Raw genomic sequence first — 24,856 nt, forward strand, 5'->3', positions numbered from 1 at the left:
TCCGATGTACGCCCCGTAAGGGCCCGGTCGGCGCGGTCGTCCCTCATGGCGCCTCCAGGAACTGGTCGGAGCCGGGCAGTGGGTGGTGCGGATCGTCCCAGTAGAGGGCGACGCCGTCCGACCAGTACGTCTCCGTACGGCCCGCGCGTACCCCCTGCCTCAATTCATGGACCTTCTTCGGCAGTTGATCGGCCGTGCCGGCCCCGGAGACCGACCCGGCGGCGCGCCGGTGGAAATCCGTACAGACGGCGGCGGGCTCGGCCGCCCGGCGCCGCCACAGGGCCACCCCGAACCCCCCGTCGAGCACCCGTCCGAGACCGGCCGCGGTCTCCGGGTCGGGCCGGTCCCCGTACCTGCAGAGCACCGGGACGGTCTCGTACGCCAGTCCGCGCAGCTCCGCCACCACGGCTACGGGTACCCGCATTCCGTCCTCGCAGTCGACGACCGCGGCCCGCATCGGGGCCGTCATGGTCCGGTTCCAGCGCGCCTCGCGCTCGTCGGGCCCGTCGTCGGCCGCCCGCGGTCGGTGGTCCAGGCGGCGGATGACCACGGGGCGCAGCACTCCGAGCGGCCGCCCGTCGGGCGGCACGTGCCATCCGTCGACCTCCAGGTCCATGAGGGACTGCGGTACGGCGACCTGGAGCACCGCGGGGTCGTCGGGTGCGTCGCACCGCCGGAACGCCTCCGCCAGCGGCCCGGCGAGCCGGGCGGGGAGTGCCTCCAGCGCGGTGCCCCGGCTGTCCTCGGCGACGGGCAGGACGTCCCCGGCGTGCTGGACGACGCCGATCCGCCAGTCGTAGCGGTCCCGTTCCCAGCCGCGCGGCTCCAACTGCAGCAGGACGCACGGTGCGCCGCGGGCCCTGGCGGGTTCGAGCACCGGCGCCGGGATACGCGGATGCTCGCGGTCAGAGGTGAGTCGGCCGTTGTGCCGGAGCCCGGCGAGCTCATGGCGGAACTTGCGGGAGAGCCGGTCCTCGGCCATCCGCTTCACCCAGTCCCACAGGGAGGCCTCGGCGAGCTGGGTGGACGGCAGCACGTAGGGGCGTTCGGCGGAGAGGGCGCTCATGCAGTAGCGCAGGATCAGTTCCAGCGCGCTGTCGCCGCCGGGGGCGTCGTAAAGCGTCCCCAGTCCGTCGCGCCAGCCGCGCGGCGCCGCGTGGTGCTCGGTCGGGTGGGTGTCGGGCAGCCGGTCCAGGAGGTCGAGGAGGCTGCGGGTGCTGAGCGGCGGCGGGAGTTCGGCGAGCCGGCCGAGCAGGTCGACGCGTTGCTGGGGGCTGAGTGCGAGCCCGGCTCCGGCGCCCAGTTCGCGCTGGAGATCGGCCCAGGTCCGCTCGGTGCCGACCGGGCTGCCGTGCCGGTCGGCGTGGTAGCGGTCGTGGGCGTGGAACACCGCCTGGTAGGGGTCGTCGGACTCGGTGGCGACGGCCCCGGGCGGCACGGGCAGCGTGCGCAGTCGCTCGACGCCGATCGAGGTCCCGCCGGTCGTGCCGTCGGACCGCGACTTGAGTACGCCGACGACCTCGCCGCGGGCCAGGTCCACCACGGGTCCGCCGGACAGGCCCGGGTACATCCGGTCGCCGTCGAGCCGCATCTGTTCGTCGTCCTCGGCCCAGTCGCCGAAGGTGCCCATCACCTGGCAGCGCCCGCTGAACCGGGTCAGCTGCCCCGAGCCGCCGCCGGTCCAGCCGGTGTAGAGGACCGAGCCGCCGCCGAACATGCCCGCCGGGCGTTCGGTGACGTACACACAGGGGTGCTCGACGGGCCTCAGCAGCCGGATGAGCGCGAGGTCGGGGGCCGGCCAGCCGCCCGAGGGCGTCGGAACCCGCACCTCGCCCGGCCCGGCCGCGCCGTGACGGCCCTCGGGCAGGGCGGCGACCACGATTCCCTCGACCGCGGTCTCGGCGCTGCCCGGGTCCGGCTTGAACACCACGCTCACCTGACGCCCCTCCCCCTCCATCGCCACGTGCGCGCACGTGAGGACCCAGCTCGGGGCGATGAAGAAGCCGCTCCCCAGGAAGCCGCGGTCGGATCCGTCAGGGGCATACCCGGGCGCCGGGCGATGGATGCGTACGGTCGCGGCCATCACGAGGCCCGCCAGCGCACGGTACGTGCTCTCCGAGCCGCCCCCTGCGCCCCTGCCCGGCGGCTGCGTCATGAGTGGCTTCCGGCGCCCGGCCCGGCCCCGTCGGGATGCGCCGGTGCGCCGGTGGATGCACCGGCGCACCGGGCCCCCGCATCCGGGGTCCCCGGGGATACGCCATCTTCCGGGGGCGCCGCGGGCACGCCTGCGCTCGGGGTGCCCGGGGATACGCCTGGGTCCGGGGGCACCGCCGGGGGCACCGCGGGCACAGGCGGATGTCCGGGCGGCGAGGAGGGCGGAGGCGGCATGGGCGGGGCGGGTTGCGGCTGCGGCTGGCCATGCGATGCGGCCTGCGCACCGGGCTCGGGGGGCGGCACGGGGTGCGCGCCGGGAGTGGGGGGCGGCGCAGTGCGCGCACCAGGATCGGGGGGCGGCGCGTTGTGCTGGGGCTGGGGTGCCGTGGCCTGCCCCACCGCCCGCGCCCCGCTCTGCGCCGGGATCGGCGGATCGACGGGCGGGCCTCCACCGTTCCACGTCAGCGTGACCTTGATGCCACCCTTGGCCTCGCCGTCCGCGAGGAGGCCGACGACCTTGCCCGCCTTCGCGGTGAGCTCGATGCCGAATTCGACGCTGACCTCGTCGGGCCGCACCGCTCGCAGTGGCTCGGCGAGCGAACGCGCGACGCTGGTCACGACCCCCTGCAGGCTCTCGACCCGGGCCTGTACGCGCTCGGCGAAGTCCCCGTACCCGATGTCCGTGAACGCCGGACCCCGGGCGGGCTCGGCCAGCTCCTCCGCCCCGGAGATCCGCGCCCAGACCGGTGTGCCGTCCGGCATCTCGATGCGCGTGATACGGGCCTCGCTGTCACCCATGAAACCCCCCGTTCCCCCAACTACCCGCAGGCTAACGGCAGTACGCGGCCGATGCGAGGCTCATTGACCAGGACGCCGGAACGCCGCCGACCGGTTCTCGGCGGGTTCGCCGTGGCTCCGCGCGGCCGTCGCGGACCGCGCCGAGGGGTGCGCTCCCGGCCGTCGTGGGGCTGTCACCAGGCATTAGGCTTGCCGCATGTACTTCACCGACCGCGGTATCGAGGAGCTGGAGAAGCGGCGAGGCGAGGAAGAGGTCACTTTCGAGTGGCTCGCCGAGCAGCTTCGTACGTTCGTCGATCTCAATCCCGACTTCGAGGTGCCGGTCGAGCGCCTCGCCACCTGGCTGGCCCGCCTCGACGACGAGGACGAGGACGAGGGCGAGTAGTCGACCCGTTCCAACTCTTGATCGGCTCGCTCCGATCCCTGATCGGCCCGTTTCGATCGCTGATCGATCTGCTCCGTCCCCTGATCGATCTGCTTCCTCTCTGATCAGTCCGTTGCGACGATCCCGGTCCTCTCGGCCCTGAAGCGGTCGTACGCGAGGCCGAGCGCCCCGTGCGCCGTCAGCAGCACCCCGGCGAAGGTCCAGCCGCCGCTGCGGCGCCCGATCCCCCAGAGGGCGAGCGGGAGTCCGGCCGCCACCTGGGCGCCGCCCAGTAGCCGGGCCCCGGGGCCGCGCATCCAGGGTCCGAGGCGGCTGTTCTCGACCGCGTCGAGTGGGGCCCGCACGGCCTCACGCCGACCGGTCCAGCTGATCGCTTCGGTCTCCGGCCGGCCGTCGGCCGCCGTGTACAGCCGGTCGCCGGGCGTGTCCGGGTCCAGGCCGGGCGGGAGGTTCAGCCCGATCCGGGTGAGGACGGCGAGCAGCCCGCGCAGCCGGATGCGGGCATCGGCGTCCGGGTCCGGGCGGATCAGCTCTTCGAGCGCCTGGACATCCAGCACGGGGTCGAGGCCCAATCGCTCGGCGAACGTACGCATCGCCTCGTCCTCCCCGACCGGAGTGCCGTCCGCGAGCCAGACGTAACCGACCGGGCGGCGGAATCCGTACGCCAGTGTGTGACCGGCCCGGTCACCGTCCCACCACAGCGCGAGGACGGGCCAGGTGGAGCCGACGGCGAGCGCGGCGGCCCAGCCCGCCACGACCCGGTCGACCGGCTCCGCGTCCGCACCCCCCTCGCCACCGTCCCGCCAGGGCCTTCCCTCGGGGACGAGGACGGACCACCCGTCACCGGCGGGCGCGAGCAGCATCCGCTCGCGCAGCAGATGGGCCACCGTCCGTACGTTCTCGGGTTCGGTACGGCACAGCAGCAGCGCCCCCACGGGGGATGTCGCGTTCATGCCTCACACGCTAGGGTAATTCGCCCCTGTTTGGCGCCATTTGGCGCGCAGGGGACGACCGGCGCCATCACGCCTCCCCTTGACTTCCCCGATCCGCGATATATCGTGTTCCGCAAGAGACGCGATATGTTGCGTCATGCGGCGTCCCAGGAGGTCAGATCCATGCCTGTGTCGACATGGGCCATCGACGAGCCCCAGAAGCTGACTTTCGACGCCCCCGTGACCTCGCTCAATGTCCGCATCGTCGGGGGCGCCGTCAACGTCGTCGGCACCGAGGAGCGGACCGCCCGACTGGAGATCTCCTCGATCGAGGGCCCGCCACTGATCGTGACCCAGGAGGGCGGCACCCTCACGGTCGTCTACGAGGGTCTGCCGTGGAACGGCTTCCTCGATTGGTTCGACCGCAAGGGCTGGCACCGCAGCGCGGTCGTCTCGCTCGCCGTGCCGGCCGGGGCGACGGTGGAGGTCGGTGTGGTCGGTGCCGGGGCCGTGGTCTCCGGAATCCGTGGACGTACGGACATCCGGGGCGTCACCGGCGACACCACGCTCGTCGGGCTCGCCGGCCCGGTCCGGGCCGAGACGGTCTCCGGCAGCATGGAGGCCCAGTCGGTCACCGGTGAGCTGCGCTTCCAGACGGTCTCGGGCGACCTGACGGTCGTCGAGGGCGCGGGCACCTCGGTACGGGCGGAATCCGTCAGCGGCAACATGGTGCTGGACCTGGACCCGACCGGAAGGCCCACGGACGTCCGGCTGACCACGGTGTCCGGCGAGGTCGCCATCCGACTGCCGCACCCGGCGGACGCGACGGTCGAGGCGAACACCGCGAGCGGCGCCGTCTCCAACGGCTTCGAGGATCTGCGGGTCAGCGGACAGTGGGGGGCGAAGAAGATCACCGGCACGCTCGGCGCCGGGACCGGCACGTTGCGGGCGACGACCGTCTCGGGATCGATCGCCCTGCTGCGCCGCCCGCCGGCCGAGGACGATCCGTACGATGCCGCGCCGACCGGAAAGGTGCTCTGACATGCCTCCCGTATTCGCCCACGGGCGTCTCCGCCTCTATCTGCTGAAGCTGCTCGACGAGGCCCCGCGCCACGGCTACGAGGTGATCCGACTCCTGGAGGAACGCTTCCAGGGCCTGTACGCGCCCTCAGCGGGCACGGTCTATCCGCGCCTCGCCAAACTGGAGGCCGAGGGCCTCGTCACGCACGCCACCGAGGGCGGCCGCAAGGTCTACTCGATCACCGACGCGGGCCGCGCCGAGCTGGCCGGCCGCACAGGCGAACTGGCCGATCTGGAAATGGAGATCCGGGACTCCGTCTCCGAACTGGCCGCCGAGATACGGGACGCCGTACGCGGCGCCGCGGGCAAGCTGCGCAGCGAGATGCGGGCCGCGGCGCACGAGACCCGGCACACCTCCAGCTCCACCGGCGCCGGTACCGGCCGCACCGGCGACCGGGAGTCCGTCTTCGGCGACCTCGGGGACCTCGGCGACAAGGAGGCGTGGCGCGCCGCGAAGGAGGAGCTGCGCAAGGCCAAGCAGGAATGGAAGGAGCAGGCCCGCCGGGCGAAGGACGAATCCCGTCGCGCCCGCGAGGACGCCCAGCAGGCCCGCCGTCAGGCCAAGGAGGCCCAGGACAGGGCGCGCGAACAGATGCAGAACGCCGCCCGCCAGGTCCAGGAGCACTTCGCGCGGGGCGACTGGCCCGCCGGCGTACGCGAGGGGCTGGCCGAGATCACCGGCCAGCTGGGCAGCTTCGCCAGGACGGGCAGCCGGCCCCCGTACATCAAGCCGGAACCCGCCGGTGCCGACCCGGAGTGGGGCAAGGACACCGCCACCACCGGCGACCCGGCCCGTGACCTGGACCGCCTGCTCGACCGCTTCCGCGACGACATTCGCGACGCGGCCCGCGACCGGGGCGTCACCGAGGAGCAGTTGACGGAAGCCCGCCGTCATCTGTCGACGGCGGCGGCCCACATCGGAGCGCTGCTGCGGAAGGAGACCGACGGCGCGGGGTAGGAAGCGACGCGGAACGAGGACCGCGCGGAGCAAAGGCCGGCGCGGAACAGACACCGGCGCAAACCACGGACCGGACCGGAGTCGCGACCGGCACGGAACAAGGACCGGACGGAGCCCGGGGCACTCCCCGGGCTTCGCCGTACCGCCCACCGCTCCGGCCCCTCCGGCCCCTCCCGCCCCCGGCTCCCCCAGAAGCCCCTCAGCCCGCCTTCCGCTCGCGCCCCGCGCCGCCGTCCCCGTACAGCGCGCGGTCGACCGTCTCGTAGGTCGCGCCGTGCTCGGCGAGGACATCGGCGGCCACGCCGGGACCGAGGGTCATGGCCAGCAGAAGGTGCTCCTCGCCGATGAACCGGTCGCCGCGGCCCAGGGCGATCCGCAGCGACTTCGCCAGGACCCCCTTGGCCTCCCTGGTGAACGGGCGCCTGCCCGCCCACCGGCGCCGGCCCTCGCCGTCGCCCCGCAGGGCTCCCTCGCCGTGCGCCTCCTCGACCCGGGCGACGATCGCGGTGAGGTCGATGCCGATACCGGCGAGCGCGTCGGCGTCGGCCCTGGTCATACCGCCGCGTCTGCGCGCATCGGCCAGTGCCGCCTCCACCGACGCCCTGCGGTCCGTGAGCCCCAGCGCCGTGGCGGCGAACGACGCCCGGCCGCCTTCCTGGTCCAGCAGGGCGAGCAGCAGATGCTCCTCGGTGATCGATCCGGCGTCGGCGCGTTCCGCATGGGTCACCGCGCCGGTCACGGTCGCTCGGGCGCTCTCGGTGAATCGTTCGAACATCAATGCCTCCCGTACTTCTTGTGCACGGCCTGCCGACTGACCCCCAGCTCGGCCGCGATCTCCTGCCACGACCAGCCCTTCGCGCGGGCGCTTCTGACTTGGACGGCTTCGAGTTGTTCCAGCAGCCGCCGCAGTGCGGCGACCGCCCGCAGGCCCACCCGGGGGTCGTGGTCACCGGCACGCGCGGCGAGATCCGTTGCTTCGGTCATGATGTCAACTTTCGTTGACAAGACTCCTCGCGTCAACCCTCATTGACAAGCGTGCCGCCGAAACCGGTTCGGTCAGGCGGCGTCCGGGTGACCGTGACCGTGACGCGAGCCCCCTCACGGGCCCGGACACGTACCTCTCCCCCGTGTCTGCGGACCTGGGGCCGGCCGCCCGCGTCGACCCGCCAGTTCCCGGCGGTCGGCGGCAGGGAGAGCTCCGTGGTGCCGCGGCGGCCCGCCGTGTAGGAGAGCCGGTAGACGCCGGTGGTGTCGTCGTACGTGTCGGAGTGGACCGTTCCGGCGACGGCGGGTGCGTACGGCGTGGCGGTCAGCTCCTTGTTCGCCGCGAAGGCCCCGTCCTTGTCGAGTGCGCAGTACCCGCCGCCGTAGCACCACACATAGCCGGCCCAGCCCGAGGTGTAGCGGCCCAGGGAGGCCATCGCGTCCCGGTAGAAGCGGCCCATCCGCGGAAGCGTGTTGTTCAGCGGGCCCCATTCGCCGACGACGACCGGGATGTGCCGCCGCTCCGGGTACGCGGTGACGGCCGCCTCGTACGACTCGATCCAGCCCGCCGACGGGTCGTAGTCGGCGCCCCCCTCCATCGCGGTGTTGTAGAAGTGCGGTGCGTAGACCGTCCGGTGGTCCCTGACCGCCCCCAGTCCGGTGGGGACGCCCTCGCCGACGACGGGAGTGGGTTCGACGAACAGCCAGTTGGCCCGGTCCACCGAGCGGACCGCACGGGCGAGCCGGTTGTACATCGGGGTGAGCTGCCGGGACTCGATGCGACGGGCGGCCGTCGCCAGGTCCTCCCCCTCCTCGATCTCCCCCATCGGCTCGTTGATCAGGTCGTAGCCGAGGACGGCCGGGTGGTGCGCGTAACGGTCGGCGACGACCTTCCACATCCGCGCCTGGGCGCGCTGGAGATCGGAGTCCTCGTAGAGATGGGTGAAGGCCCGCTGCACGGCGGGCTCGAAGTACTCGGCGAACCAGTCGTCGGGGTGCGGGGTGAAGGGCAGACCATCGGTACGGGTCGCCCAGGCAGGGATGCCGCGGTGGCCGAACGCCGGGCCGAAAACGTCCTGGTGGGCGTCGAGCACCACCTGGACGCGGTACTTCCGCGCCCAGCCCAGCACCCGGTCGATCCGGCGCAGATACGCGGCGCTGTACTGGCCCCGGCGCGGCTCCAGGTCGTCCCAGAAGATGAGCAGCCGGGCGAAGCCGAAGCCCTTGGCGCGCAGATCGCGGAAGTGCTTCTCGGTGATGGCGGTCAGCGCCTGGTCACCGCGGTTCGCCTTGTCCTCGACGTTCCAGCCGCGCAGCGTGAGGGTGCGGCCCTCGTCGTCGGTGAGGCGGGGGATGCTGCTCCGGTCGGGTGGGTCGGGTGGTACGGGACGCGCGTCGGCGGCGGGGGCGAGCGCCCCCGCCGCGAGTACGAGCGTGGTGACGACCGAGGTGAGTACGCTGCCCATCCGCGTCCGCTTTCGCATGGCGCAGATGAGAACAGCTCACCCCGCACACCTCAAGAGCAGGTGAGCACAATCTTTCCGAACTGGCCGCCCGCTTCCAGCCGTTCGAAGCCCTCGCGGGCCCGGTCCAGGGGCAGCACCTCGTCGATGACGGGCCGCACGCCGGTGGTCGCGCAGAACGCCAGCAGATCCTCCAGCTCGTCCCTGGACCCCATGGTCGAGCCGACGACCTTCAGCTCCAGGAAGAAGATCCGGGTCAGCTCGGCGTGCGAGGGCCGGTCGCCGCTGGTCGCACCCGAGATGACGAGCGTGCCTCCGGGCCGCAGCGACTTCACCGAGTGGGACCAGGTGGCGGCACCGACCGTCTCGATGACCGCGTCGACGCGCTCCGGCAGCCGTGCGCCGGGCTCGTACGCATCGATCGCGCCGAGTTCGACGGCGCGCTTGCGCTTGGCCTCGTCGCGGCTGGTGGCGTGGACCCGCAGCCCGGCCGCCCGGCCGAGCACGATCGCGGCGGTGGCGACGCCGCCGCCCGCACCCTGGACGAGAACGGAATCGCCGGGACGCACCCCGGCGTTGGTGAAGAGCATCCGGTACGCGGTGAGCCAGGCGGTCGGCAGACAGGCGGCCTGCTCGAAGGTGAGCTCCTTCGGCTTGGGCAGCACGTTCCAGCTGGGGACGGTGACCTGCTCGGCGAAGGTGCCCTGATAGCGCTCGGTGAGGATCGACCGGGGTTCCTTGGGGCCGACTCCGTGCCCCGTCTGCCCGATGACGGAGTGCAGGACGACCTCGTTGCCGTCCTCGTCGATCCCGGCGGCGTCACAGCCGAGGATCATCGGCAGCTTGTCCTCGGCGAGACCGACGCCGCGCAGGGACCAGAGGTCGTGATGGTTGAGGGAGGCTGCCCGGACGTTGACGGTGGTCCAGCCCGGTCGTACCTCGGGGGCGGGGCGTTCGCCCAGCTCAAGGCCGTTGAGGGGCTGGTCGCGGTCGATGCGGGATGCGTAGGCGGCGAACATGGCCTCGACGATAGGCCGGGGCACGAGCCGGCGTAACCGGCCACGGGTGTGACACACACCGCGTGCGGGAGCCGCCGGGGTGTTCCTCCGTACCGGCAGCAACGGGCCGCCGCGGCGACGGGGAGCAGGAGGCGGGGTGCGCCCCCTGGTTGTGGAAAGGGGGCGGTTGCACCCCTCCAGTCACAGGAAGGGCGGGGCGGGACCAGGCCCGCCGCGGGTGTACCCGCGCCCGGCCCCGCACCCCCGCCCCCGACCTCAGCGCCGGGCCACACCCTCCGCGCGGGCCGCCGCGGCCACGGCGGCCGTCACGGCCGGTGCCACCCGCTCGTCGAACGGCGACGGAATCACGTAGTCCGCCGCGAGCTCGTCGCCCACGACGTCCGCCAGCGCGTTCGCCGCGGCGATCTTCATGCCCTCGGTGATCCGGGAGGCCCGGACCTGGAGGGCACCGGCGAAGATGCCGGGGAAGGCGAGCACGTTGTTGATCTGGTTCGGGAAGTCCGAACGCCCGGTCGCCACGACGGCCGCGTACTTGTGCGCGATGTCGGGGTGGACCTCGGGGTTCGGGTTGGCCATCGCGAAGACGAACGCGCCGGGCGCCATCGACGCCACGGCCGCCTCGGGCACCGTGCCGCCGGAGACACCGATGAAGACGTCCGCACCGGCCAGCGCGCTCTCCAGCGTCCCGGAGATCCCGGCCCGGTTGGTGAGTTCGGCCAGCTCGCGCTTGACGTCGGTCAGGTCCTCGCGGTCCCGGCTGACGACGCCCTTGCGGTCGGCCACGGCGACATCGCCGAGCCCCGCCTCCAGCAGGAACTTGGCGATGGCCACTCCGGCCGCACCGGCGCCGGAGATGACGGCGCGCAGTTCGCCGAGATTCCGGCCGGACAGCTTCGCGGCGTTGCGCAGGGCCGCGAGCGTCACGACCGCGGTGCCGTGCTGGTCGTCGTGGAAGACCGGGATGTCGAGCCGCTCCTGCAGCTTGCGCTCGATCTCGAAGCAGCGCGGCGCCGAGATGTCCTCCAGGTTCACCCCGCCGAAGGAGGGGGCGAGGCGGACGACCGTCTCGACGATCTCGTCCGCGTCGGTGGTCGCGAGCGCGATCGGCACCGCGTCGACACCGCCGAACTGCTTGAAGAGAATCGCCTTGCCCTCCATCACCGGGAGGGATGCCTCGGGGCCGATGTCTCCGAGACCGAGCACCGCGGTGCCGTCCGTCACGACGGCGACGACCTGCGACTTCCAGGTGTAGTCGTGGACCAGCTCGGGATTCTCGGCGATGGCGCTGCACACCTTGGCGACGCCGGGTGTGTACGCGAGGGACAGGTCGTCCTTGTCGCGGACGGGAACAGTGGCCTGCACGGCCATCTTGCCGCCGCGGTGCAGCGCGAAGGCCGGATCGAACGGCTCGTCGGTGGCGCTGTCGGTGGTGCTGTCGCTGCGAGGATTGACGATCTCCGCTGCCATGGTGTTGACCCCTTAAGTCTTCATCGTTTGAGGGTGGCCACTCCTGGTTGAGGAGGGGTGGGCGGGCACCGCGTACGTTCCCCGCGTCGGCGGTTGGCCCGCCCCGGCAGGGAGAGATACATACGCGCGGACGCGCCGCACACGCGTCCTGAGCCCCGGATGAGGGGTGTAAAGGTCTTTTTTACCCGACGGACCGCGTGACCGACGAGTCCATCTCGACGCGGTGATGTGACTCATAGTCGAATATCTGGACAAGTCGGCCTACCGGCGAAATGGCGTCCACCAGTCGAGACGCGCCGCAGATCCTGCGGCGTGAAGATGAAATCCCCACAGATGGTCCGGCCTTGGTGTACCGGCCGCTTGAGGTTCGGAATCGCCCGTTACCCGATTTTGACATGACTGGCCCACTGTTTGGGCAAATCCGAATGGCAAGATGCCGTAATCGCACAGGGCGGCGACACCCGATGACGCGTGTCATTCACCGCCTGGCAACACAGCCCTCACCTGCCGGAGGAACCTGATCATGACCGCAAGCACCACCCGTCGTACGACCGCGAAGTCCCGGATTGCAGCGGTCTGCGCCATCGCGGTCGCCGGCACCTTGCTGCTGACCGCCTGCGGCGACCAGACCGACAAGGGCTCCAAGAGCCCCGACGCGGCAAAGGCCCCGCTCGCCGACCTCCTGCCGAAGGCGATCCAGGACAAGGGCACCATCAAGGTCGGATCGGACATCGCCTATCCGCCGGTCGAGTTCAAGGACAAGTCCGGCAAGACGGTCGGCATCGACCCCGACCTGGGGGAGGCGCTCGGCAAGCAGCTCGGAGTGACCTTCGAATTCGAGAACGGCACTTTCGACACGCTGCTCACCGGTCTGCGTTCCAAGCGCTACGACCTCGCCATGTCGTCCATGACGGACACCAAGGACCGCCAGAACGGTGTCGACTCGGCCACCAAGAAGAAGGTCGGCGAGGGTGTCGACTTCGTCGACTACTTCACCGCCGGCGTCTCGATCTACACCAAGAAGGGCGACGACCAGGGCATCAAGACCTGGGCGGACCTCTGCGGCAAGAAGATCGTGGTCCAGCGCGGCACGGTCTCGCACGACCTCGCCAAGTCCGAGTCGAAGAAGTGCACGGGCGGCAAGACGATCGCCATGGAGGCGTTCGACAACGACCTGGAGGCCCAGACCCGGCTGCGCGGCGGCGGCGCCGACGCCGGCTCCTCCGACTTCCCGGTGGCCGCGTACGCGGTGAAGACCTCGGGCGGCGGCAACGACTTCCAGATCGTCGGCGAGCAGGTCCAGGCCGCCCCGTACGGCATCGCCGTGGCCAAGGGCAACGACCAGCTGACCAAGGCCATCCAGGCGGCCCTGAACGCGATCATCAAGAACGGCGAGTACGGAAAGATCGTCGCCAAGTGGGGTGTGGAGGCGGGCGCGGTCACCGACGCCAAGCTCAACGGCGGATCCTGACCGACGTCCAGGGCTGAAAGGCATCGGCTGTGACTGAAATCGAGAAGGCGGACCCGGCGGCCACCCCGCCCGCTCCCCCCGTACCTGCCGCAGGACCGCAGACGATCAAGGCCATACCCGTCCGGCACTACGGCCGGTACGTCACCGCGGTCGTGGCCGTGGGTCTGCTCGCCCTGCTCGTCTCCGCGTTCGCCCGCGGCAGGGTCAACTGGGGCGCCATCCCGGACTACTTCTTCGACGACCAGATCCTCACGGGCGTCAAGAACACCGTGGTCATCACCGTGCTGGCGATGGTCCTCGGCGTGGTCCTGGGCATCGTCCTCGCGGTGATGCGGCTCTCCAAGAACCCGGTGACCTCCGCCATCGCGTGGTTCTACATCTGGTTCTTCCGCGGCACCCCCGTCTACGTACAGCTCCTGGTCTGGTTCAACCTCGGCATCGTCTTCGAGTACATCAACCTCGGGCCGATCTACAAGGACGAGTGGTCGTCCTTCATGACGCCCTTCCTCTGCGCGCTGCTCGGCCTCGGCCTCAACGAGGCCGCGTACATGGCGGAGATCTGCCGGGCCGGCCTCCAGTCGGTCGACGAGGGGCAGACCGAGGCGGCACACGCGCTGGGCATGAGCCACGCCAAGACGCTGCGCCGGATCGTCGTCCCACAGGCGATGCGCGTGATCGTGCCGCCCACGGGCAACGAGGTCATCAACATGCTCAAGACCTCGTCCCTGGCGGTGGCCGCCCAGTACACCGAGCTGCTGAGGGCCACCCAGAACGTCTCGCAGACCTCGGGCGCCACGGTGGAGATGCTGTTCCTGGCAGCGGCCTGGTACATCATCCTGACCTCGGTGCTGAGCATCGGCCAGTACTACCTGGAGCGGTACTACGCACGCGGTTCGAGCCGAAGCCTGCCGCCGACCCCGATGCAGAAGGTCCGGGCGCAGCTGACGTCCCTGGGCCGCCCGAAGGGAGGCATGGCATGACCGCCGCCATGGTGAAGGCCGAGGGCGTCCACAAGTCCTTCGGCGCCGCGCACATCCTCAAGGGCATCGACCTGGAGGTCGCCCCGCGCGAGGTCTTCTGTCTGATCGGCCCGTCCGGTTCCGGCAAGTCGACCTTCCTGCGGTGCATCAACCACCTGGAGCAGATCAACGCCGGCCGGCTCTACGTCGACGGCGATCTGGTGGGCTACCGCCAGAAGGGCACCAAGCTCTACGAGCTCAAGGACAGCGAGGTCGCCCTGAAGCGCCGGGACATCGGCATGGTCTTCCAGCGCTTCAACCTCTTCCCGCACATGACGGCGATCGAGAACGTCATGGAGGCCCCGGTCCAGGTCAAGGGCGAGTCCAAGGCCGTCGCGCGGGCACGGGCCGAGCGGCTGCTGGACCGGGTGGGCCTGGCCGACAAGGCGAAGAACTACCCCTCCCAGCTCTCCGGCGGTCAGCAGCAGCGGGTGGCCATCGCCCGCGCCCTGGCCATGGAGCCGAAGCTGATGCTCTTCGACGAGCCGACGTCGGCGCTCGACCCGGAGCTGGTGGGCGACGTGCTGGACGTCATGCGCGGGCTCGCGGAGGACGGCATGACGATGATCGTCGTGACCCATGAGATGGGCTTCGCCCGCGAGGTCGGCGACGCGCTGGTCTTCATGGACGACGGTGTGGTGGTCGAGTCGGGCCACCCGCGCGACGTACTGACCAATCCCCAGCACGACCGCACGAAGTCCTTCCTGTCGAAGGTCCTCTAGCGCCGCGACCGGAACGCGGGAGGAGGGTGGTACGGACCCGGTCCGTACCACCCTTCTCCCGTGCTTCACCCCTTCTTCGGCAGCAGCTCCTGGCTGAGCAGCAGGCTCCGCAGCTGGGCACGGGTCAGTGGCGGGTTCTTGAGCAGCGGCCCCTGCGCCCGGTCGCTCGTGAACCCGGTGCTGTCCCGTACGGCCAGCACCCCGCCGTCCTTCAGGGTGAGCCGCCCCACGAATTCAGGACCCCACTTGGGCGTGCCCGAGTAGTTCATGGCGTCTTTCCAGGTCGTCAGCACGCGTCCGCCCGGGAGTTCCTCGCGTACACAGTCGTCCGGACGCGGCTCCCCGTTGCCCGGCCGGCACAGATCGGCGGCCGGGTCCTGCCCGCCGAACTTCTTGCGTGTCTGCCGGCCGTCCAGGAAGCCGATGACGAGGTAGCCGACGCCGCCGTCCCGGCGTACGGAGTACTGCCCGTCCAGCGGTCCGTCCAGGTGTTCCCTGGCCTGCTCGGGGGTGGCGCCCTTGATGATGACGGCCAGCGAGACCTGTTCGACCTTCCCCACTCCCTCGGGGAGCAGCTCGACCAGCCGCTGCGCCCGGCCGTCGCTGCCCGTGAGCTCGGCCGGGGCCGCCACCGGGGCGTTCTGCCTGTTCTCGCCCGAGGCCAGTCCCGGTACGACCGCCGCTCCCGCCGCGACCACGGCGAGTGCCGCGGCCGAGACGGTGAGCCGGCGCCGCAGACGTACCCGGGCGGCCCCGGCGTACACCGCCTGGGTGGAGATGACCGGCCGCCCCGCGTCCTCGGCGACCCGCCCCAGCAGCTCACGCACGTCGTTCATACGAATTCCTCCGCCATCTCGGCGCGCAGCGCCGCCAACCCCCGAGCCGCATGGCTCTTGACCGTGCTCTCCCGCATACCGAGCAGTCCGGCCGTGGCCTCGACGCTCAGGTCTTCCCAGTAGCGCAGCACCAGTACGGCCCGCTGCTTGTCCGTGAGCCGGGCGAGGGCCGCCCGCACCGCGAGGCCGGTGTCCGTGTCGGGCGCGTGGCCCGCGCGGTCGGGCAGTTCGCCGTACGCGTGTTCGCGTCGCCAGAACCGGCGGCGGGTCGCGATGAAGGTGTTGACCAGGGTCTTGCGCGCGTACGCCTCGATGTTGTCGAGCCGCCCGTGCCGCCGCCCGCCCAGCACCACTTTGACCAGCGTGGCCTGGACCAGGTCCTCGGCCTCGTGCCGGTCTCCGCACAGCAGGTACGCGCTGCGGAACAGTGCGGTACGCCTGCCCTCGACGAAGGCGTGCAGCGCGGCATCGTCGTCGATCCGCATCGTCGGCGCCCCTCTCCGGGTCCGCGGGCGCGGACCGTCTCACCCTTCCAGTGCGGCGGGACACACGGCGGGTTGCAGCAGGGAGGAGAAAAAGAAGGGGCGGTACGGGTCCCGGCCCGTACCGCCCCTTCCCGCACGTGCTGCCGCTACTTCACGGCGAGCACCAGAGAGTCCGACGGGGAGGCCCAGACGGTCCGCGCCTCGCCGAACCCCGCCTCGCGCAGGGTGTCGGCGTGCCAGCGCACGGACGGCATGTCGCCGTCCGCGTGCTCGCCGTAGATCCTGTACCGCTCGGCGGTCGGCCCGGCGAGGACCGGGTCCTTGGCCGCGAGAGCCCACCAGTCCGCCCAGTCGAGGGCGCCTTCGGCCTTCGCCCGGTCCATGGCCGCGTGCCGGTGGGCCCGTTCGGCCGCGTTGATCCTGGGCGTCTCCGTGTCGATCATGTGGTCGGCGTTCATGAACACCCCGCCGTCCCTGACGAGCCCGCCGATCCGCCGGTAGAGCGCGGTGAGGGGGTCGGTGTGCAGCCAGTGCAGGGCCGTGGCGGTGAGGACGGCGTCGTACGAGTCGTACGGCAACTTCCCCGCCCAGTCGGGGTCCTTGAGGTCGGCGGTGACGAAGGTGACGCGCTTGTCGCCGTCGAAGTACCCACGGGCGATGGCGAGCAGGGCCGGGTCGAGGTCGACGCCCGTGCTGGTGGCCTCCGGGAACCGCTTGAGGAGCCGGTCCGTAATACTTCCCGTACCGCATGCGAGATCGAGCACTCTCGGCCGGGGCCCCACCACGGCCTCGACCATGTCCAGCATCACCCGGAACCGTTCCTCGCGGTCGGGCATGTACCACTCCTGCTGACGGTCCCAGCTCTCCTGCCAGGCCGCCCAGTCAGTACCTGTCGTCGTCTCCGTCACGAGGAACCTCCATGTAATACCCTGGAACCGAAAACGCCCATTACATCACTCGCTGCATAGACTTTAGACCGACGTCGTAAGGACTGCAAGTGGAACTGGCCTATTACTCGGACTATGCCGTGCGTCTGGTCAACACCGAGGAGCCCGCCCGCAACAAGGACTCCCTCACCTCCGTCGAGGCGGTCCGCGAGCTGTTCGGCGTCAACCGGCAGGCGGCCCGACGGGCGACCGACGCCGATGTGACCCGCTTCCGGTCCGTACGGGCACGGCTGCGCGCCGTCTTCGAAGCGGCCGACGGCGGTGACGAGACGCTCGCCGTCGACCTGCTCAACTCGCTACTGCTGGAGTTCCCCGTCAGCCCGCAGATCTCCGGGCACGACCTGCGCGACGAGGACGGCAAGCCGGACTGGCACATGCACCTGGCCGACCATCCGTCGAACGCGACGGCCGGATACGCCGCCATCGCGGCGATGGGCCTCGCCTTCCATCTCACCTCCTACGGTGTGGACCGGCTCGGCCTGTGCGAGGCGGCGCCCTGCCGCAACGCCTACCTCGACACCTCGACCAACCGCTCCCGCCGCTACTGCTCGGACCGCTGCGCGACCCGCGCCAACGTGGCCGCCTACCGGGCCCGCAAACGCCTGGAGACGGAACGTGCCGCCGACACCGGCCGCAGCGCGGAGACCGCCCAGGTCACCACAGACCACAGCGACCGCTGATCCTTCTTCAACGGCCGGTAGCGCGCCCGGACCCTGGCCAGCACGAACTCGTCGGGCACCGTCCCGTAATCCGTGCTGTCGCCACCCGCGAAGGTGTTGTCGGCCAGCACCCACCAGCCGCCCCGTCGGCGCTCGGCGGCCCGTTTGACGACCAGCAGGTCCTGCTGGAACGGATGGCGCAGAATCACCACGTCCCCGGGGCGCACCGGCGCCCCGTACTGCACGAGCAGCCAGTCCCCGTGATGCAGCGTGGGCACCATCGACGGCCCGGTCACCTCCACCACCTGGAACGGCACACGCCCGGCCAGCCCTCGTGCGGGCTGCTCCCGCGTCAGCTCCGACACCTCCGGCACCTCCCGCATCTCTCCGGCACCTCCCCGGTCCATCCAGTACACCGTCCCGTACAGCGTTCCGTACATTCGGCCACTGGGCCCATTGCGACCCTGGACTTTTGGCCTAAGCCCATGGGGGCACCCACGAAAACCCGTCTCTCACGGAGTAATGTCCCACCTGAGAAGACGATCACGAGGAAGGACAGCTCAATGCTTTCCCGCCTGTTTGCCCCCAAGGTGAAGGTCAGCGCCCACTGCGACCTGCCCTGCGGCGTGTACGACCCGGCCCAGGCCCGCATCGAGGCGGAGTCGGTCAAGGCCGTCCAGGAGAAGTACCAGGCCAACGAGGACCCGCACTTCCGGGCCCGCGCGGTGGTCATCAAGGAGCAGCGCGCCGAGCTCGCCAAGCACCACGTCTCGGTGCTGTGGAGCGACTACTTCAAGCCCCCGCACTTCGAGAAGTACCCGGAGCTGCACCAGCTGGTCAACGACGCCCTGAAGGCGCTGTCGGCTGCGAAGGCCTCCACGGACCCGGCGACGGGCCAGAAGGCGCTGGACTACATCGCCGAGATCGACAAGATCTTCTGGGAGACCAAGAAGGCTTGATCTTAGGTTAGGCCATCTGACCTGCGGTTTCGCGGGTCACATCGCTACCTGTCCGCACCCGGTCCGCAGGCCGCCGAGCACGGCGTCCATGACGGTCCGGGTGCGGTCTTCTTTGTACGGGCACGGGTGCGCGTGGATCTGTGGCGTGACGGTGGCGGACGCGTGGCCGGAGACAGGCTGGACATGCTTGACGCTCGAAGCGGACGTTGGAATCCGGGCAACGAGGAGACCTCGCTACGGATGGTTCGACATACTCATCGTCCCGATGCTGGCGGCTTTCGTCTGGGCCTTCTTGCCTTGAGGGCTTTCGTACGAGCCTTTCGAACGCAAACAATCAGCCCGTGTGCACGGGGTGATGTTTTCGGGCGTGTGATGACGGCCGGTGACCATTATGGTCGTCGGCCGGCCGGGGGGCAGACCAGGGCTGCGGGCGCGGGTGGGCGTGGATCCGCAGCGTGATGACGGCGCGAAGGAATGCCGGCGAACCCTCGAACCCGTCGTGCTCGGCCCCGACCGGAGCGGCGACATCGCCCGCACCGCCCTCGCCCTCGCCCTCAACGGAGCCTGGAAGTGGTCACCGTTGAGAAATGCGCTGGCCGGCTCGGGCCCTCACGGACCAACATGACACACATGAGTGACACACCCGCACGCTGGAGCCGGGCAACCATCTACCCCGACATGTGGGCCGACCCGGACGACGATCCCCGCGACAACGAAGGAGCCAGTCCGGACGGTGAGTTGGCGACGCTGCAGGAATTCCTGACGAACTACCGCATGACCCTGCGGATGAAGTGCCAGGGCCTGGACGCGGAGCAACTGGCCCGTCGGTCGGTCCCGCCGTCGACGATGTCGCTGCTCGGCCTGGTTCGGCACCTCGCCGAGGTGGAACGGGACTGGCGCAACTGGATCAGCGACGGTGATCCGCTGCCGAAGCTGTACGGCGAGCGTGACGCGGACTTCGACGGCGCTGTCGCCGAGCAGGCCGAGGTCGACACCGCGTACTTGGACCTGGAGCGCGAGCAGGCCGCGACCGACGCCGCGCTGGCCGAGCACCCGGATCTGGGCGAGCGTCTGGGGAAGGACGGAATTGCGGTGCGGGAGCTGATGGTGCACAGGATCGACGAGTACGCCCGTCACTGCGGGCACGCCGACCTGTTGCGCGAGCGCATCGACGGAAGGGTGGGGCAGTGAGTCCCTCGCAGCGAGGATCGTTTTCCATGCCTGTGGAGGACGAGGGCGGCTCTCCTGCACCTGTTCTGTGACGACGCGACTGGAATCCCCGGCCGCTTCGAGAAGGAGCCGGCCCTCGTGGACGGCTGCGTGCTCACCGACCACATCAGCTGACGCCGTGGGGCCGTTGGGCATGCGGACAGGTGTGAGGCGTGCCCGGCTGTCGCCGGCCAGGTGGACTTTCGTGCTCAGACCGCCGCGGAAGCGTCCAAGGGCCTGACCGTCCGGTTCGAAACGTCCGGGAGCCCCCTTCCCCGGCTCCGGCGGCGTGCCCGCCGGTCCGCGGGCCGGCGGGCACGGCGTCCATGACGCCCCGGGGGGGCGGACTTCTTCGTACGGCCGCAGGTGCGCCGAGCGCCCCTCAGGTGCGACGGGGCTCGTGGGGGAGAGAGGACAGCGCGGTGACAGCAGCGAACGCGGCGAGAGCGCCAAGAGAGAGCAGTGCGCCGGGGTGGTCGTCGATACTGTCGATGCCGTTGCCGACGGTGGCGAACCAGCCGAGGGTGCCCACGAGCACCATCGGGTAGACACGTCGTTCCTGCAGCAGTCGCATGCCGGCCCAGAGGACGACCGGCATGGCGATCATGGTGTTGAGGACCGCCATCGTGAACGCCTGGTCATCCGAGAAGGCCACGGCCTCCCCCATGTTCTCCGACGCCTGGCTCCACAGGGACAGGGACGGCCCATCGGACAGAAGCAGATGGGATATGGCCGTAGCGATCACTGTCACGATCAAGGCCTTGCCGACCCGTCGGCCGAATGGGGAAACGTCCATGGCCACACGGTAGGCGTCTCCCCGGGACTCTCCGAAGGCGCCTCTGGGCATCGGGAATCGTTCGGCCGTGTCCGAAGTCGGTTGCGGGGAAGCGGCGTTGATGAAGCGCCGGACGCGGCTGGTGCCGGGCGCTCACTGCGCGAGGGGCCCACAGAGGACGACTCCGGGAACGGCCCGGCGGGGCGGACCGTCCGAGCCGATCGCGTGGGATCGGCCGGGCGGCTGCGGGACCGGCGGGATTCGAGCCCGCGGACGGGGAGGGCAGGTCCGCCCGAACCCCCTCAGTCGGCATGCGGAGGACCTCCCGCACGCCGATTGCAATGGGCCGCTCTGCCACGGCTCCCGCAACCTGCGGGACTGCGCGCTCCCGTTCCCAGGAGCGTAGGGTCAACTCCCTTCGGGAGCGAGCCGTTTGTCCGGGGTGAGGGCCGGGGCGGTCGCCACGGCCCTCACCGTCACCAGGAGCCTGCCGGCCCTCGTCCGATCCGGGGGGCGCTCGTGCCGGTACGTTTGCCTGCTGCGATGCTGTCGGTCACCGTCCATGCAGCCACCGTCGTCGTGTGCGCCGACGGTCGCTCTCGCCGCACCCACCGGGACCACATGGAGCCGGACGGTACTGATTCCCCTCTTCGTACGCGAAGGACGGGATCGGTCCCGGCCCGGACCGGACGCGCGCCGATCCGCGACTGTCGGCCGCCGGCCGGGGTGTCGCCGATACCGCACATGTGACCGATGAGTTTCCGGGACGGGATCAGTCGGTATGGGTGGACATGCGCGCAGGACGGACAGGCATGTGCTCACGACAGGAGACAGCGATGACCACCGAGGGCTTCACCACATGTCTGTGGTTCGACGGGCAGGCCGAGGAGGCGGCGGAGTACTACCTCTCGGTCTTCAAACACTCCCGCCTCGGCAGGATCGGCCGCTACACCGAAGCGGGTCCCGGGCCCGCCGGGTCGGCGATGGCGGTCGAGTTCGAGATCAACGGCCAGAAGTTCGTTGGGCTGAACGGCGGACCGCAGTTCACGTTCAACGAGTCCATCTCGTTCCAGATCCACTGCGCGGACCAGGACGAGGTGGACTACTACTGGAGCAGTCTTACCGACGGGGGCGAAGAGGGGCCCTGCGGCTGGCTGAAGGACAGGTACGGCGTCTCCTGGCAGGTCGTCCCCGACGCGCTGATCGATCTGATCAGCGACCGGGACGCGACGAAGGCCGCCCGGACCACCGCGGCGATGATGGCCATGAAGAAGCTGGACATCGCCGCGCTGCGGAATGCGCACGACCAGGGCTGACAGGGCGGAGAAGCCGGACGGAGACCGATCCGTCCGGCATCCTCGCGCCACCGCGGGGGCCCACGAAGCAGGCCGTGTCACCGCGGAGGCGCCCCGTGTCACCGCCGCGAGCCGGCCCTCGCCCGACGGGGGCCGAGGAAGGCGCCCGCCAGCAGCGCGCCGGCCAGAACCAGGGCCGAGTCGACCAGGATCGCGACCGAGACGCCCGACAGGACGCCCTCGGGACCGGTGTCGCCGAGGGCGGACATCCGGGCGGTGGCGACGGCGCTCATCACCGGGATGCCCGTCGTGATGCCGACCTGCTGGGTCATGGTGGCGAGACCCGTGGCCAGACCCTGCTCCTCGTCGGGGAGTCCGGAGGTCGCGGTGACCATGAAGCCGACGATCATCAGCATGTTGCCGATGCCACCGATGAACGTGGCCACCAGCAGGAGCCAGATCCAGGCCCCCGATGTCCCGAGCGCCACCAGGGAAAGAGTGGCGACGGCCTGGACGACGCCACCCGTGACGATGGTCGTCCGACGTGTCCGTACGCATGCCCGTCCGTTCCCCCTCCCGCTGTGGCGCCCGCCGTGTGCCCGGTCCGCCGGAGCTCAGTCCGTCTTCAGCAGATGCCGGTAGCTTTCCGGGTTCTCCCTGAGATACGTGGCCAGGCTCGTCGCCGGGTGCCCGGTGAGGTACGGTACGGCGTCCGAGACCGTGGACATCTCGCCGGCGGCGATGGCCTCGTACGACGTCACCCAGCCGGCCACCTCCCAGTCCTCGGCACCGTACTCGGCGCGTGAGGCATAGGCCTGATCGCGAGTCTCCGGTACGTAGGTGACGGCCCGTCCGGCCGCCCGGCCGATCTCCTCCGCCGCTTCGGCGAGGGTGAGGGCCTCGGGGCCCGTGAGGTCGTACGTGACCCCGTCGTGGCGGGTGCCGTCGGTCTCGGTGTCGGCCAGCAGCACGGCGGTCGCGGCGTCCGCGATGTCCCCGTGTCCCACCGCCGCCACCCGGCCGTCGCCGCCCGGACCGCGCAACACTCCGTCGGCGCCGGTCATCGCCGGGAGCCCCGCGAGGTACAGGTTGTCGCGCAGGAAGGTGTAACGGACCTCGGCGACCCGGATGTGCGCCTCGGTGTGCCAGTGGTCCCGGGCGAAGGTGAACGTCGCTTCCGGCGCGGCGCCGACGAAGGAGACGTACACGATGCGTTCGACGCCCGTGGCGACCGCCGCGTCCACGGCCGTCGTGTGCCGGCGCACTCGGTCGGGGCTCTCGTGCGCCGATACGAGGAACAGGGTGTGCGCCCCGGCGAGGGCGCGGCGCATGGCCTCCCCGTCGCCGTAGGGGGCGGGCGGCGCGGCGACGGCGCCGGGCAGCTCCGGCAGCCGGGACGGGTCGCGGCCGAGGAGTCGCACAGGCACTCCGGCCCGTGCGAGGCGCCGTGCGACACGGCCGCCGAGCGCACCGCTCGCGCCGGTGACGGCGACGATGGGAGCACCGATGCGCTCCGGGCCGGTGGGGGGTGCGGGGGTCATACGGGGTCGCCTTCCTTGCGGAGCCAGGGGCGCACCTCCACGACCGCGTCCACCGGGACGGGGCCGTAGATGTGCGGGAACTCCTCGCCGCCGGGCGCGACGGACTCGTACCGTACGGGTGCCGGGAGCCGGGCGGGGTCGATGACGAGGACCACCAGATCCTGGTCGCCGGCCCCGGCCCGGCTCCCGGCGCCGTACAACATGTCGGCCACGCCGTCGAGCTGGTGCGGCAACGAGCAGTGGATGAAGCCCTCTTCGTGCAGGGTGCGGCCGCGGGTGGACATCTCGTACGTCCCGATCCCGCGGGCCGCCTCCCACAAGGGGCGTTCGGTGAGGTGCAGCAGCAGTTCGGCCATGGGCCAAAGCTAGCCGCGTCGACGCGCCCTGCGGGCCATCGGCGTGGCCGCCGACACGACCACCGCCGCCCGAATACTTGTGCCGCGTCTACGCTCATGCGAGGGCATGCAGGGCGATATGCGGCTTTTTTGAACAAATGATTGTCATGGCGCGCCGTTCGGTGTCCGATCCACCCGGATATCCCGATACCCGAGGCGGCGCCGGAGCAGGCCGCACGCCCGGGGCGCATCGGCACAAGCCACGTGTGCGTACGCCCGTCAGGCCGTGTGCGACAGCAGTTCGGCCTCCACCCGCGGGTCCAGGCCGACCGGGGCCCGGTCCGGCCGTCGCGGGGCCACGCCGCCCAGCTCCCCCAGCCACTTCCAGGTGTCGGCGACCGTCTCCTCGACCGGCCGGCAGCGCAGGCCGGCCGCGTGCGCCTTGCTGACATCGCCCCGGTGCATGGTGTCGTACAACTCGCCCGGCGGCAGCCAGACCGGCAGATCGCTCCAGGGCTCCACCCCTGCCGCCAGGATGGCTTCCGTGGGGGTCCAGCGGAGTTCCGCAGCGGAGCCGGTGGCGCGTACACAGGCTTCCAGCAGCTGGCCCATCGTCGCGTGGCCCGGCCGGCTGACCAGGTTGTACGGCCCGTGCAGACCGGCGCGGCCGGCGTCCAGGAGCCAGTCGGCGAGGTCGCGGGCATCGATGTACTGAAGCATCAGGTCGGGTGTCCCGGGGGCCAGTACGGGTCCGCCGCGGGCGATTCGCAGCAGCCACCAGGGCAGTCTGCCGATGTTCTCCCCCGGTCCCAGGATCAGCCCCGCGCGGGCCAGCAGGGCGCGGTCCCCGAAGGCGTCGAGCGCGGCCAGTTCGCCGCCACGCTTGGCGAGCGCGTACGGGACGTCCCCACCGGCGTCGGGCGAGGCACCGGCCACCAGCGGGCCGTCCTCGGGCAGACCGGCCGGGGCCGGGTAGTCGTACACGGAGCGGCTGGAGACGTACGCGTACCGGGCGGCCCGGCCGGCCAGCAGCCGGGCCGCGTCCCGTACGACCGAGGGGGCACCGCTCCAGGTGTCGACGACCAGGTCCCAGACATCCGCGCCCCCGCCGCGACCGGCGGCCCCGGCCAGCGCGGCGAGGCCGCCGTCCGCGGTGCGGTCGCCGAGGAGTTCCGTCACGCCCGGCGGGGGCGCGTGACGGCCTCGGTGGAACACCGTCACCTCCCAGCCACGCGCGAGCGCCGCCTCGGTGACGGCGCGGCCGACGAATTCCGTTCCGCCCAGCATCAGAAGTCTCATGCGACCCGACTCTGCCCGCCGGACGCCCGGACCGGAACCGTTCCTCGCTCTCGGCGGAATCGGA

The 24,856-nt window shown here is 71.0% G+C and carries 26 protein-coding genes and 2 pseudogenes; 11 read left to right on the plus strand and 17 right to left on the minus strand.

Going from position 1 to position 24,856, the window contains the following annotated elements:
• Positions 1-43: 43 nt before the first annotated feature.
• Positions 44-2,155 carry a trypsin-like peptidase domain-containing protein gene (locus ABZ826_RS02270; RefSeq protein WP_361440861.1) on the minus strand — a complete coding sequence of 704 codons (2,112 nt, stop codon included), beginning with the start codon at positions 2,153-2,155 and terminating at the stop codon, positions 44-46.
• Positions 2,156-2,592: 437 nt separating this feature from the next.
• A pseudogene (locus ABZ826_RS02275) lies at positions 2,593-2,952 on the minus strand (CU044_2847 family protein); the annotation flags it as partial.
• A 196-nt stretch (positions 2,953-3,148) separates the two neighbouring features.
• On the opposite strand from ABZ826_RS02275, the gene ABZ826_RS02280 reads away from it, so the two are divergent.
• Positions 3,149-3,337: a DUF6104 family protein gene (locus ABZ826_RS02280; protein ID WP_361440864.1), complete on the plus strand. Its 189-nt coding sequence runs from the start codon at positions 3,149-3,151 to the stop codon at positions 3,335-3,337.
• Between the two features lie 104 nt (positions 3,338-3,441).
• Here the strand turns inward: ABZ826_RS02280 and ABZ826_RS02285 are convergent, their stop codons facing one another.
• Positions 3,442-4,290: a hypothetical protein gene (locus tag ABZ826_RS02285; RefSeq protein WP_361440867.1), complete on the minus strand. Its 849-nt coding sequence runs from the start codon at positions 4,288-4,290 to the stop codon at positions 3,442-3,444.
• A gap of 162 nt (positions 4,291-4,452) precedes the next feature.
• Between ABZ826_RS02285 and ABZ826_RS02290 the strand changes: the two genes are divergently transcribed.
• Entirely contained in the window at positions 4,453-5,310 is an 858-nt protein-coding gene (locus tag ABZ826_RS02290) for a DUF4097 family beta strand repeat-containing protein (RefSeq protein WP_361440870.1), read from the plus strand.
• A 1-nt stretch (position 5,311) separates the two neighbouring features.
• A complete protein-coding gene (locus ABZ826_RS02295; protein WP_361440873.1) occupies positions 5,312-6,307 on the plus strand; it encodes a helix-turn-helix transcriptional regulator in 996 nt (331 codons plus the stop codon).
• A 199-nt stretch (positions 6,308-6,506) separates the two neighbouring features.
• Here ABZ826_RS02295 and ABZ826_RS02300 read toward each other — a convergent pair whose 3' ends face one another.
• From ABZ826_RS02300 to ABZ826_RS02320, 5 genes are all read right to left on the minus strand, one after another.
• On the minus strand, positions 6,507-7,082 hold the full coding sequence (locus ABZ826_RS02300) for a Clp protease N-terminal domain-containing protein (protein ID WP_361440876.1): 576 nt from the start codon (positions 7,080-7,082) through the stop codon (positions 6,507-6,509).
• Positions 7,082-7,291: a helix-turn-helix domain-containing protein gene (locus tag ABZ826_RS02305; RefSeq protein ID WP_073745141.1), complete on the minus strand. Its 210-nt coding sequence runs from the start codon at positions 7,289-7,291 to the stop codon at positions 7,082-7,084. Before ABZ826_RS02305 ends, ABZ826_RS02300 begins: the two co-directional genes overlap by 1 nt.
• Before the next feature lie 32 nt (positions 7,292-7,323).
• Positions 7,324-8,775, minus strand: a complete 1,452-nt coding sequence (locus ABZ826_RS02310; protein ID WP_361440880.1) for a cellulase family glycosylhydrolase — start codon at positions 8,773-8,775, stop codon at positions 7,324-7,326.
• 32 nt (positions 8,776-8,807) lie between these two features.
• The gene (locus ABZ826_RS02315; RefSeq protein ID WP_361440883.1) at positions 8,808-9,773 is read right to left on the minus strand and encodes a zinc-binding dehydrogenase; all 966 of its coding nucleotides are present in this window, start codon (positions 9,771-9,773) and stop codon (positions 8,808-8,810) included.
• 255 nt (positions 9,774-10,028) lie between these two features.
• Positions 10,029-11,240 carry an NADP-dependent malic enzyme gene (locus ABZ826_RS02320; protein ID WP_361440886.1) on the minus strand — a complete coding sequence of 404 codons (1,212 nt, stop codon included), beginning with the start codon at positions 11,238-11,240 and terminating at the stop codon, positions 10,029-10,031.
• A 523-nt stretch (positions 11,241-11,763) separates the two neighbouring features.
• On the opposite strand from ABZ826_RS02320, the gene ABZ826_RS02325 reads away from it, so the two are divergent.
• The 3 genes from ABZ826_RS02325 to ABZ826_RS02335 are packed head-to-tail and all read left to right on the plus strand — an operon-like array spanning position 11,764 to position 14,452.
• Positions 11,764-12,711, plus strand: a complete 948-nt coding sequence (locus ABZ826_RS02325) for an ABC transporter substrate-binding protein (protein ID WP_361440889.1) — start codon at positions 11,764-11,766, stop codon at positions 12,709-12,711.
• A 29-nt stretch (positions 12,712-12,740) separates the two neighbouring features.
• The gene (locus ABZ826_RS02330; protein WP_361440892.1) at positions 12,741-13,691 is read left to right on the plus strand and encodes an amino acid ABC transporter permease; all 951 of its coding nucleotides are present in this window, start codon (positions 12,741-12,743) and stop codon (positions 13,689-13,691) included.
• Complete coding sequence (locus ABZ826_RS02335) at positions 13,688-14,452, plus strand: amino acid ABC transporter ATP-binding protein (protein WP_361440895.1); 765 nt, start codon at positions 13,688-13,690, stop codon at positions 14,450-14,452. Before ABZ826_RS02330 ends, ABZ826_RS02335 begins: the two co-directional genes overlap by 4 nt.
• Positions 14,453-14,517: 65 nt before the next feature.
• Here the strand turns inward: ABZ826_RS02335 and ABZ826_RS02340 are convergent, their stop codons facing one another.
• The 3 genes from ABZ826_RS02340 to ABZ826_RS02350 form a co-directional block, all read right to left on the minus strand.
• The gene (locus ABZ826_RS02340) at positions 14,518-15,288 is read right to left on the minus strand and encodes a hypothetical protein (RefSeq protein ID WP_361440898.1); all 771 of its coding nucleotides are present in this window, start codon (positions 15,286-15,288) and stop codon (positions 14,518-14,520) included.
• On the minus strand, positions 15,285-15,773 hold the full coding sequence (locus ABZ826_RS02345) for a SigE family RNA polymerase sigma factor (protein WP_361440900.1): 489 nt from the start codon (positions 15,771-15,773) through the stop codon (positions 15,285-15,287). The genes ABZ826_RS02340 and ABZ826_RS02345 overlap by 4 nt, the downstream gene beginning before the upstream one ends.
• 146 nt (positions 15,774-15,919) lie before the next feature.
• The gene (locus ABZ826_RS02350) at positions 15,920-16,681 is read right to left on the minus strand and encodes a class I SAM-dependent methyltransferase (protein ID WP_361440903.1); all 762 of its coding nucleotides are present in this window, start codon (positions 16,679-16,681) and stop codon (positions 15,920-15,922) included.
• A gap of 89 nt (positions 16,682-16,770) precedes the next feature.
• Here ABZ826_RS02350 and ABZ826_RS02355 point away from each other — a divergent pair, with 89 nt between their 5' ends.
• Positions 16,771-17,400, plus strand: a complete 630-nt coding sequence (locus tag ABZ826_RS02355) for a CGNR zinc finger domain-containing protein (protein ID WP_361440906.1) — start codon at positions 16,771-16,773, stop codon at positions 17,398-17,400.
• Here ABZ826_RS02355 and sodX read toward each other — a convergent pair.
• Complete coding sequence (gene sodX, locus ABZ826_RS02360) at positions 17,304-17,762, minus strand: nickel-type superoxide dismutase maturation protease (RefSeq protein ID WP_361441144.1); 459 nt, start codon at positions 17,760-17,762, stop codon at positions 17,304-17,306. The genes ABZ826_RS02355 and sodX overlap by 97 nt on opposite strands.
• A 180-nt stretch (positions 17,763-17,942) precedes the next feature.
• On the opposite strand from sodX, the gene sodN reads away from it, so the two are divergent.
• The 3 genes from sodN (at position 17,943) to ABZ826_RS02375 (ending at position 19,529) form a co-directional block, all read left to right on the plus strand.
• Complete coding sequence (sodN, locus tag ABZ826_RS02365) at positions 17,943-18,338, plus strand: superoxide dismutase, Ni (protein ID WP_327369805.1); 396 nt, start codon at positions 17,943-17,945, stop codon at positions 18,336-18,338.
• A gap of 382 nt (positions 18,339-18,720) precedes the next feature.
• Complete coding sequence (locus ABZ826_RS02370; RefSeq protein WP_361440910.1) at positions 18,721-18,963, plus strand: hypothetical protein; 243 nt, start codon at positions 18,721-18,723, stop codon at positions 18,961-18,963.
• Positions 18,960-19,529 (plus strand): DinB family protein, encoded by a 570-nt coding sequence (locus ABZ826_RS02375; RefSeq protein WP_361440913.1) that lies wholly within the window; start codon positions 18,960-18,962, stop codon positions 19,527-19,529. The genes ABZ826_RS02370 and ABZ826_RS02375 overlap by 4 nt, the downstream gene beginning before the upstream one ends.
• A 400-nt stretch (positions 19,530-19,929) precedes the next feature.
• Here the strand turns inward: ABZ826_RS02375 and ABZ826_RS02380 are convergent, their stop codons facing one another.
• On the minus strand, positions 19,930-20,343 hold the full coding sequence (locus tag ABZ826_RS02380) for a hypothetical protein (protein WP_361440916.1): 414 nt from the start codon (positions 20,341-20,343) through the stop codon (positions 19,930-19,932).
• 815 nt (positions 20,344-21,158) lie between these two features.
• Between ABZ826_RS02380 and ABZ826_RS02385 the strand changes: the two genes are divergently transcribed.
• Positions 21,159-21,638 (plus strand): VOC family protein, encoded by a 480-nt coding sequence (locus ABZ826_RS02385; protein WP_361440919.1) that lies wholly within the window; start codon positions 21,159-21,161, stop codon positions 21,636-21,638.
• Between the two features lie 98 nt (positions 21,639-21,736).
• Here the strand turns inward: ABZ826_RS02385 and ABZ826_RS02390 are convergent.
• The 4 genes and pseudogenes from ABZ826_RS02390 to ABZ826_RS02405 all read right to left on the minus strand — a co-directional run.
• Positions 21,737-22,150, minus strand: a pseudogene (locus ABZ826_RS02390) (MFS transporter); the annotation flags it as partial.
• A gap of 81 nt (positions 22,151-22,231) precedes the next feature.
• Positions 22,232-23,158, minus strand: coding sequence for an SDR family oxidoreductase (locus ABZ826_RS02395; RefSeq protein ID WP_361440922.1), 927 nt, complete (start codon positions 23,156-23,158; stop codon positions 22,232-22,234).
• Positions 23,155-23,514: a DUF952 domain-containing protein gene (locus ABZ826_RS02400; protein ID WP_361440925.1), complete on the minus strand. Its 360-nt coding sequence runs from the start codon at positions 23,512-23,514 to the stop codon at positions 23,155-23,157. Before ABZ826_RS02400 ends, ABZ826_RS02395 begins: the two co-directional genes overlap by 4 nt.
• A gap of 258 nt (positions 23,515-23,772) precedes the next feature.
• Complete coding sequence (locus ABZ826_RS02405) at positions 23,773-24,780, minus strand: NAD-dependent epimerase/dehydratase family protein (protein WP_361441147.1); 1,008 nt, start codon at positions 24,778-24,780, stop codon at positions 23,773-23,775.
• Between the last annotated feature and the right edge of the window lie 76 nt (positions 24,781-24,856).

Source organism: Streptomyces sp. NPDC047515 (genome assembly GCF_040643055.1).
Classification (GTDB): domain Bacteria; phylum Actinomycetota; class Actinomycetes; order Streptomycetales; family Streptomycetaceae; genus Streptomyces.

Bases quoted from the DNA above. Each gene is read 5' to 3' on its own strand.
- ABZ826_RS02345 (WP_361440900.1), bottom strand. From the start codon at position 15,773: ATGCGGATCGACGACGATGCCGCGCTGCACGCCTTCGTCGAGGGCAGG.
- ABZ826_RS02280 (WP_361440864.1), top strand. From the start codon at position 3,149: ATGTACTTCACCGACCGCGGTATCGAGGAGCTGGAGAAGCGGCGAGGC.
- ABZ826_RS02300 (WP_361440876.1), bottom strand. From the start codon at position 7,082: ATGTTCGAACGATTCACCGAGAGCGCCCGAGCGACCGTGACCGGCGCG.
- ABZ826_RS02375 (WP_361440913.1), top strand. From the start codon at position 18,960: ATGACACACATGAGTGACACACCCGCACGCTGGAGCCGGGCAACCATC.
- ABZ826_RS02380 (WP_361440916.1), bottom strand. From the start codon at position 20,343: ATGGACGTTTCCCCATTCGGCCGACGGGTCGGCAAGGCCTTGATCGTG.
- ABZ826_RS02305 (WP_073745141.1), bottom strand. From the start codon at position 7,291: ATGACCGAAGCAACGGATCTCGCCGCGCGTGCCGGTGACCACGACCCC.
- sodX (WP_361441144.1), bottom strand. From the start codon at position 17,762: ATGCGGGAGGTGCCGGAGGTGTCGGAGCTGACGCGGGAGCAGCCCGCA.
- sodN (WP_327369805.1), top strand. From the start codon at position 17,943: ATGCTTTCCCGCCTGTTTGCCCCCAAGGTGAAGGTCAGCGCCCACTGC.
- ABZ826_RS02290 (WP_361440870.1), top strand. From the start codon at position 4,453: ATGCCTGTGTCGACATGGGCCATCGACGAGCCCCAGAAGCTGACTTTC.
- ABZ826_RS02385 (WP_361440919.1), top strand. From the start codon at position 21,159: ATGACCACCGAGGGCTTCACCACATGTCTGTGGTTCGACGGGCAGGCC.
- ABZ826_RS02395 (WP_361440922.1), bottom strand. From the start codon at position 23,158: ATGACCCCCGCACCCCCCACCGGCCCGGAGCGCATCGGTGCTCCCATC.
- ABZ826_RS02320 (WP_361440886.1), bottom strand. From the start codon at position 11,240: ATGGCAGCGGAGATCGTCAATCCTCGCAGCGACAGCACCACCGACAGC.
- ABZ826_RS02405 (WP_361441147.1), bottom strand. From the start codon at position 24,780: ATGCTGGGCGGAACGGAATTCGTCGGCCGCGCCGTCACCGAGGCGGCG.
- ABZ826_RS02270 (WP_361440861.1), bottom strand. From the start codon at position 2,155: ATGACGCAGCCGCCGGGCAGGGGCGCAGGGGGCGGCTCGGAGAGCACG.
- ABZ826_RS02285 (WP_361440867.1), bottom strand. From the start codon at position 4,290: ATGAACGCGACATCCCCCGTGGGGGCGCTGCTGCTGTGCCGTACCGAA.
- ABZ826_RS02340 (WP_361440898.1), bottom strand. From the start codon at position 15,288: ATGAACGACGTGCGTGAGCTGCTGGGGCGGGTCGCCGAGGACGCGGGG.
- ABZ826_RS02315 (WP_361440883.1), bottom strand. From the start codon at position 9,773: ATGTTCGCCGCCTACGCATCCCGCATCGACCGCGACCAGCCCCTCAAC.
- ABZ826_RS02335 (WP_361440895.1), top strand. From the start codon at position 13,688: ATGACCGCCGCCATGGTGAAGGCCGAGGGCGTCCACAAGTCCTTCGGC.
- ABZ826_RS02310 (WP_361440880.1), bottom strand. From the start codon at position 8,775: ATGCGAAAGCGGACGCGGATGGGCAGCGTACTCACCTCGGTCGTCACC.
- ABZ826_RS02295 (WP_361440873.1), top strand. From the start codon at position 5,312: ATGCCTCCCGTATTCGCCCACGGGCGTCTCCGCCTCTATCTGCTGAAG.
- ABZ826_RS02400 (WP_361440925.1), bottom strand. From the start codon at position 23,514: ATGGCCGAACTGCTGCTGCACCTCACCGAACGCCCCTTGTGGGAGGCG.
- ABZ826_RS02325 (WP_361440889.1), top strand. From the start codon at position 11,764: ATGACCGCAAGCACCACCCGTCGTACGACCGCGAAGTCCCGGATTGCA.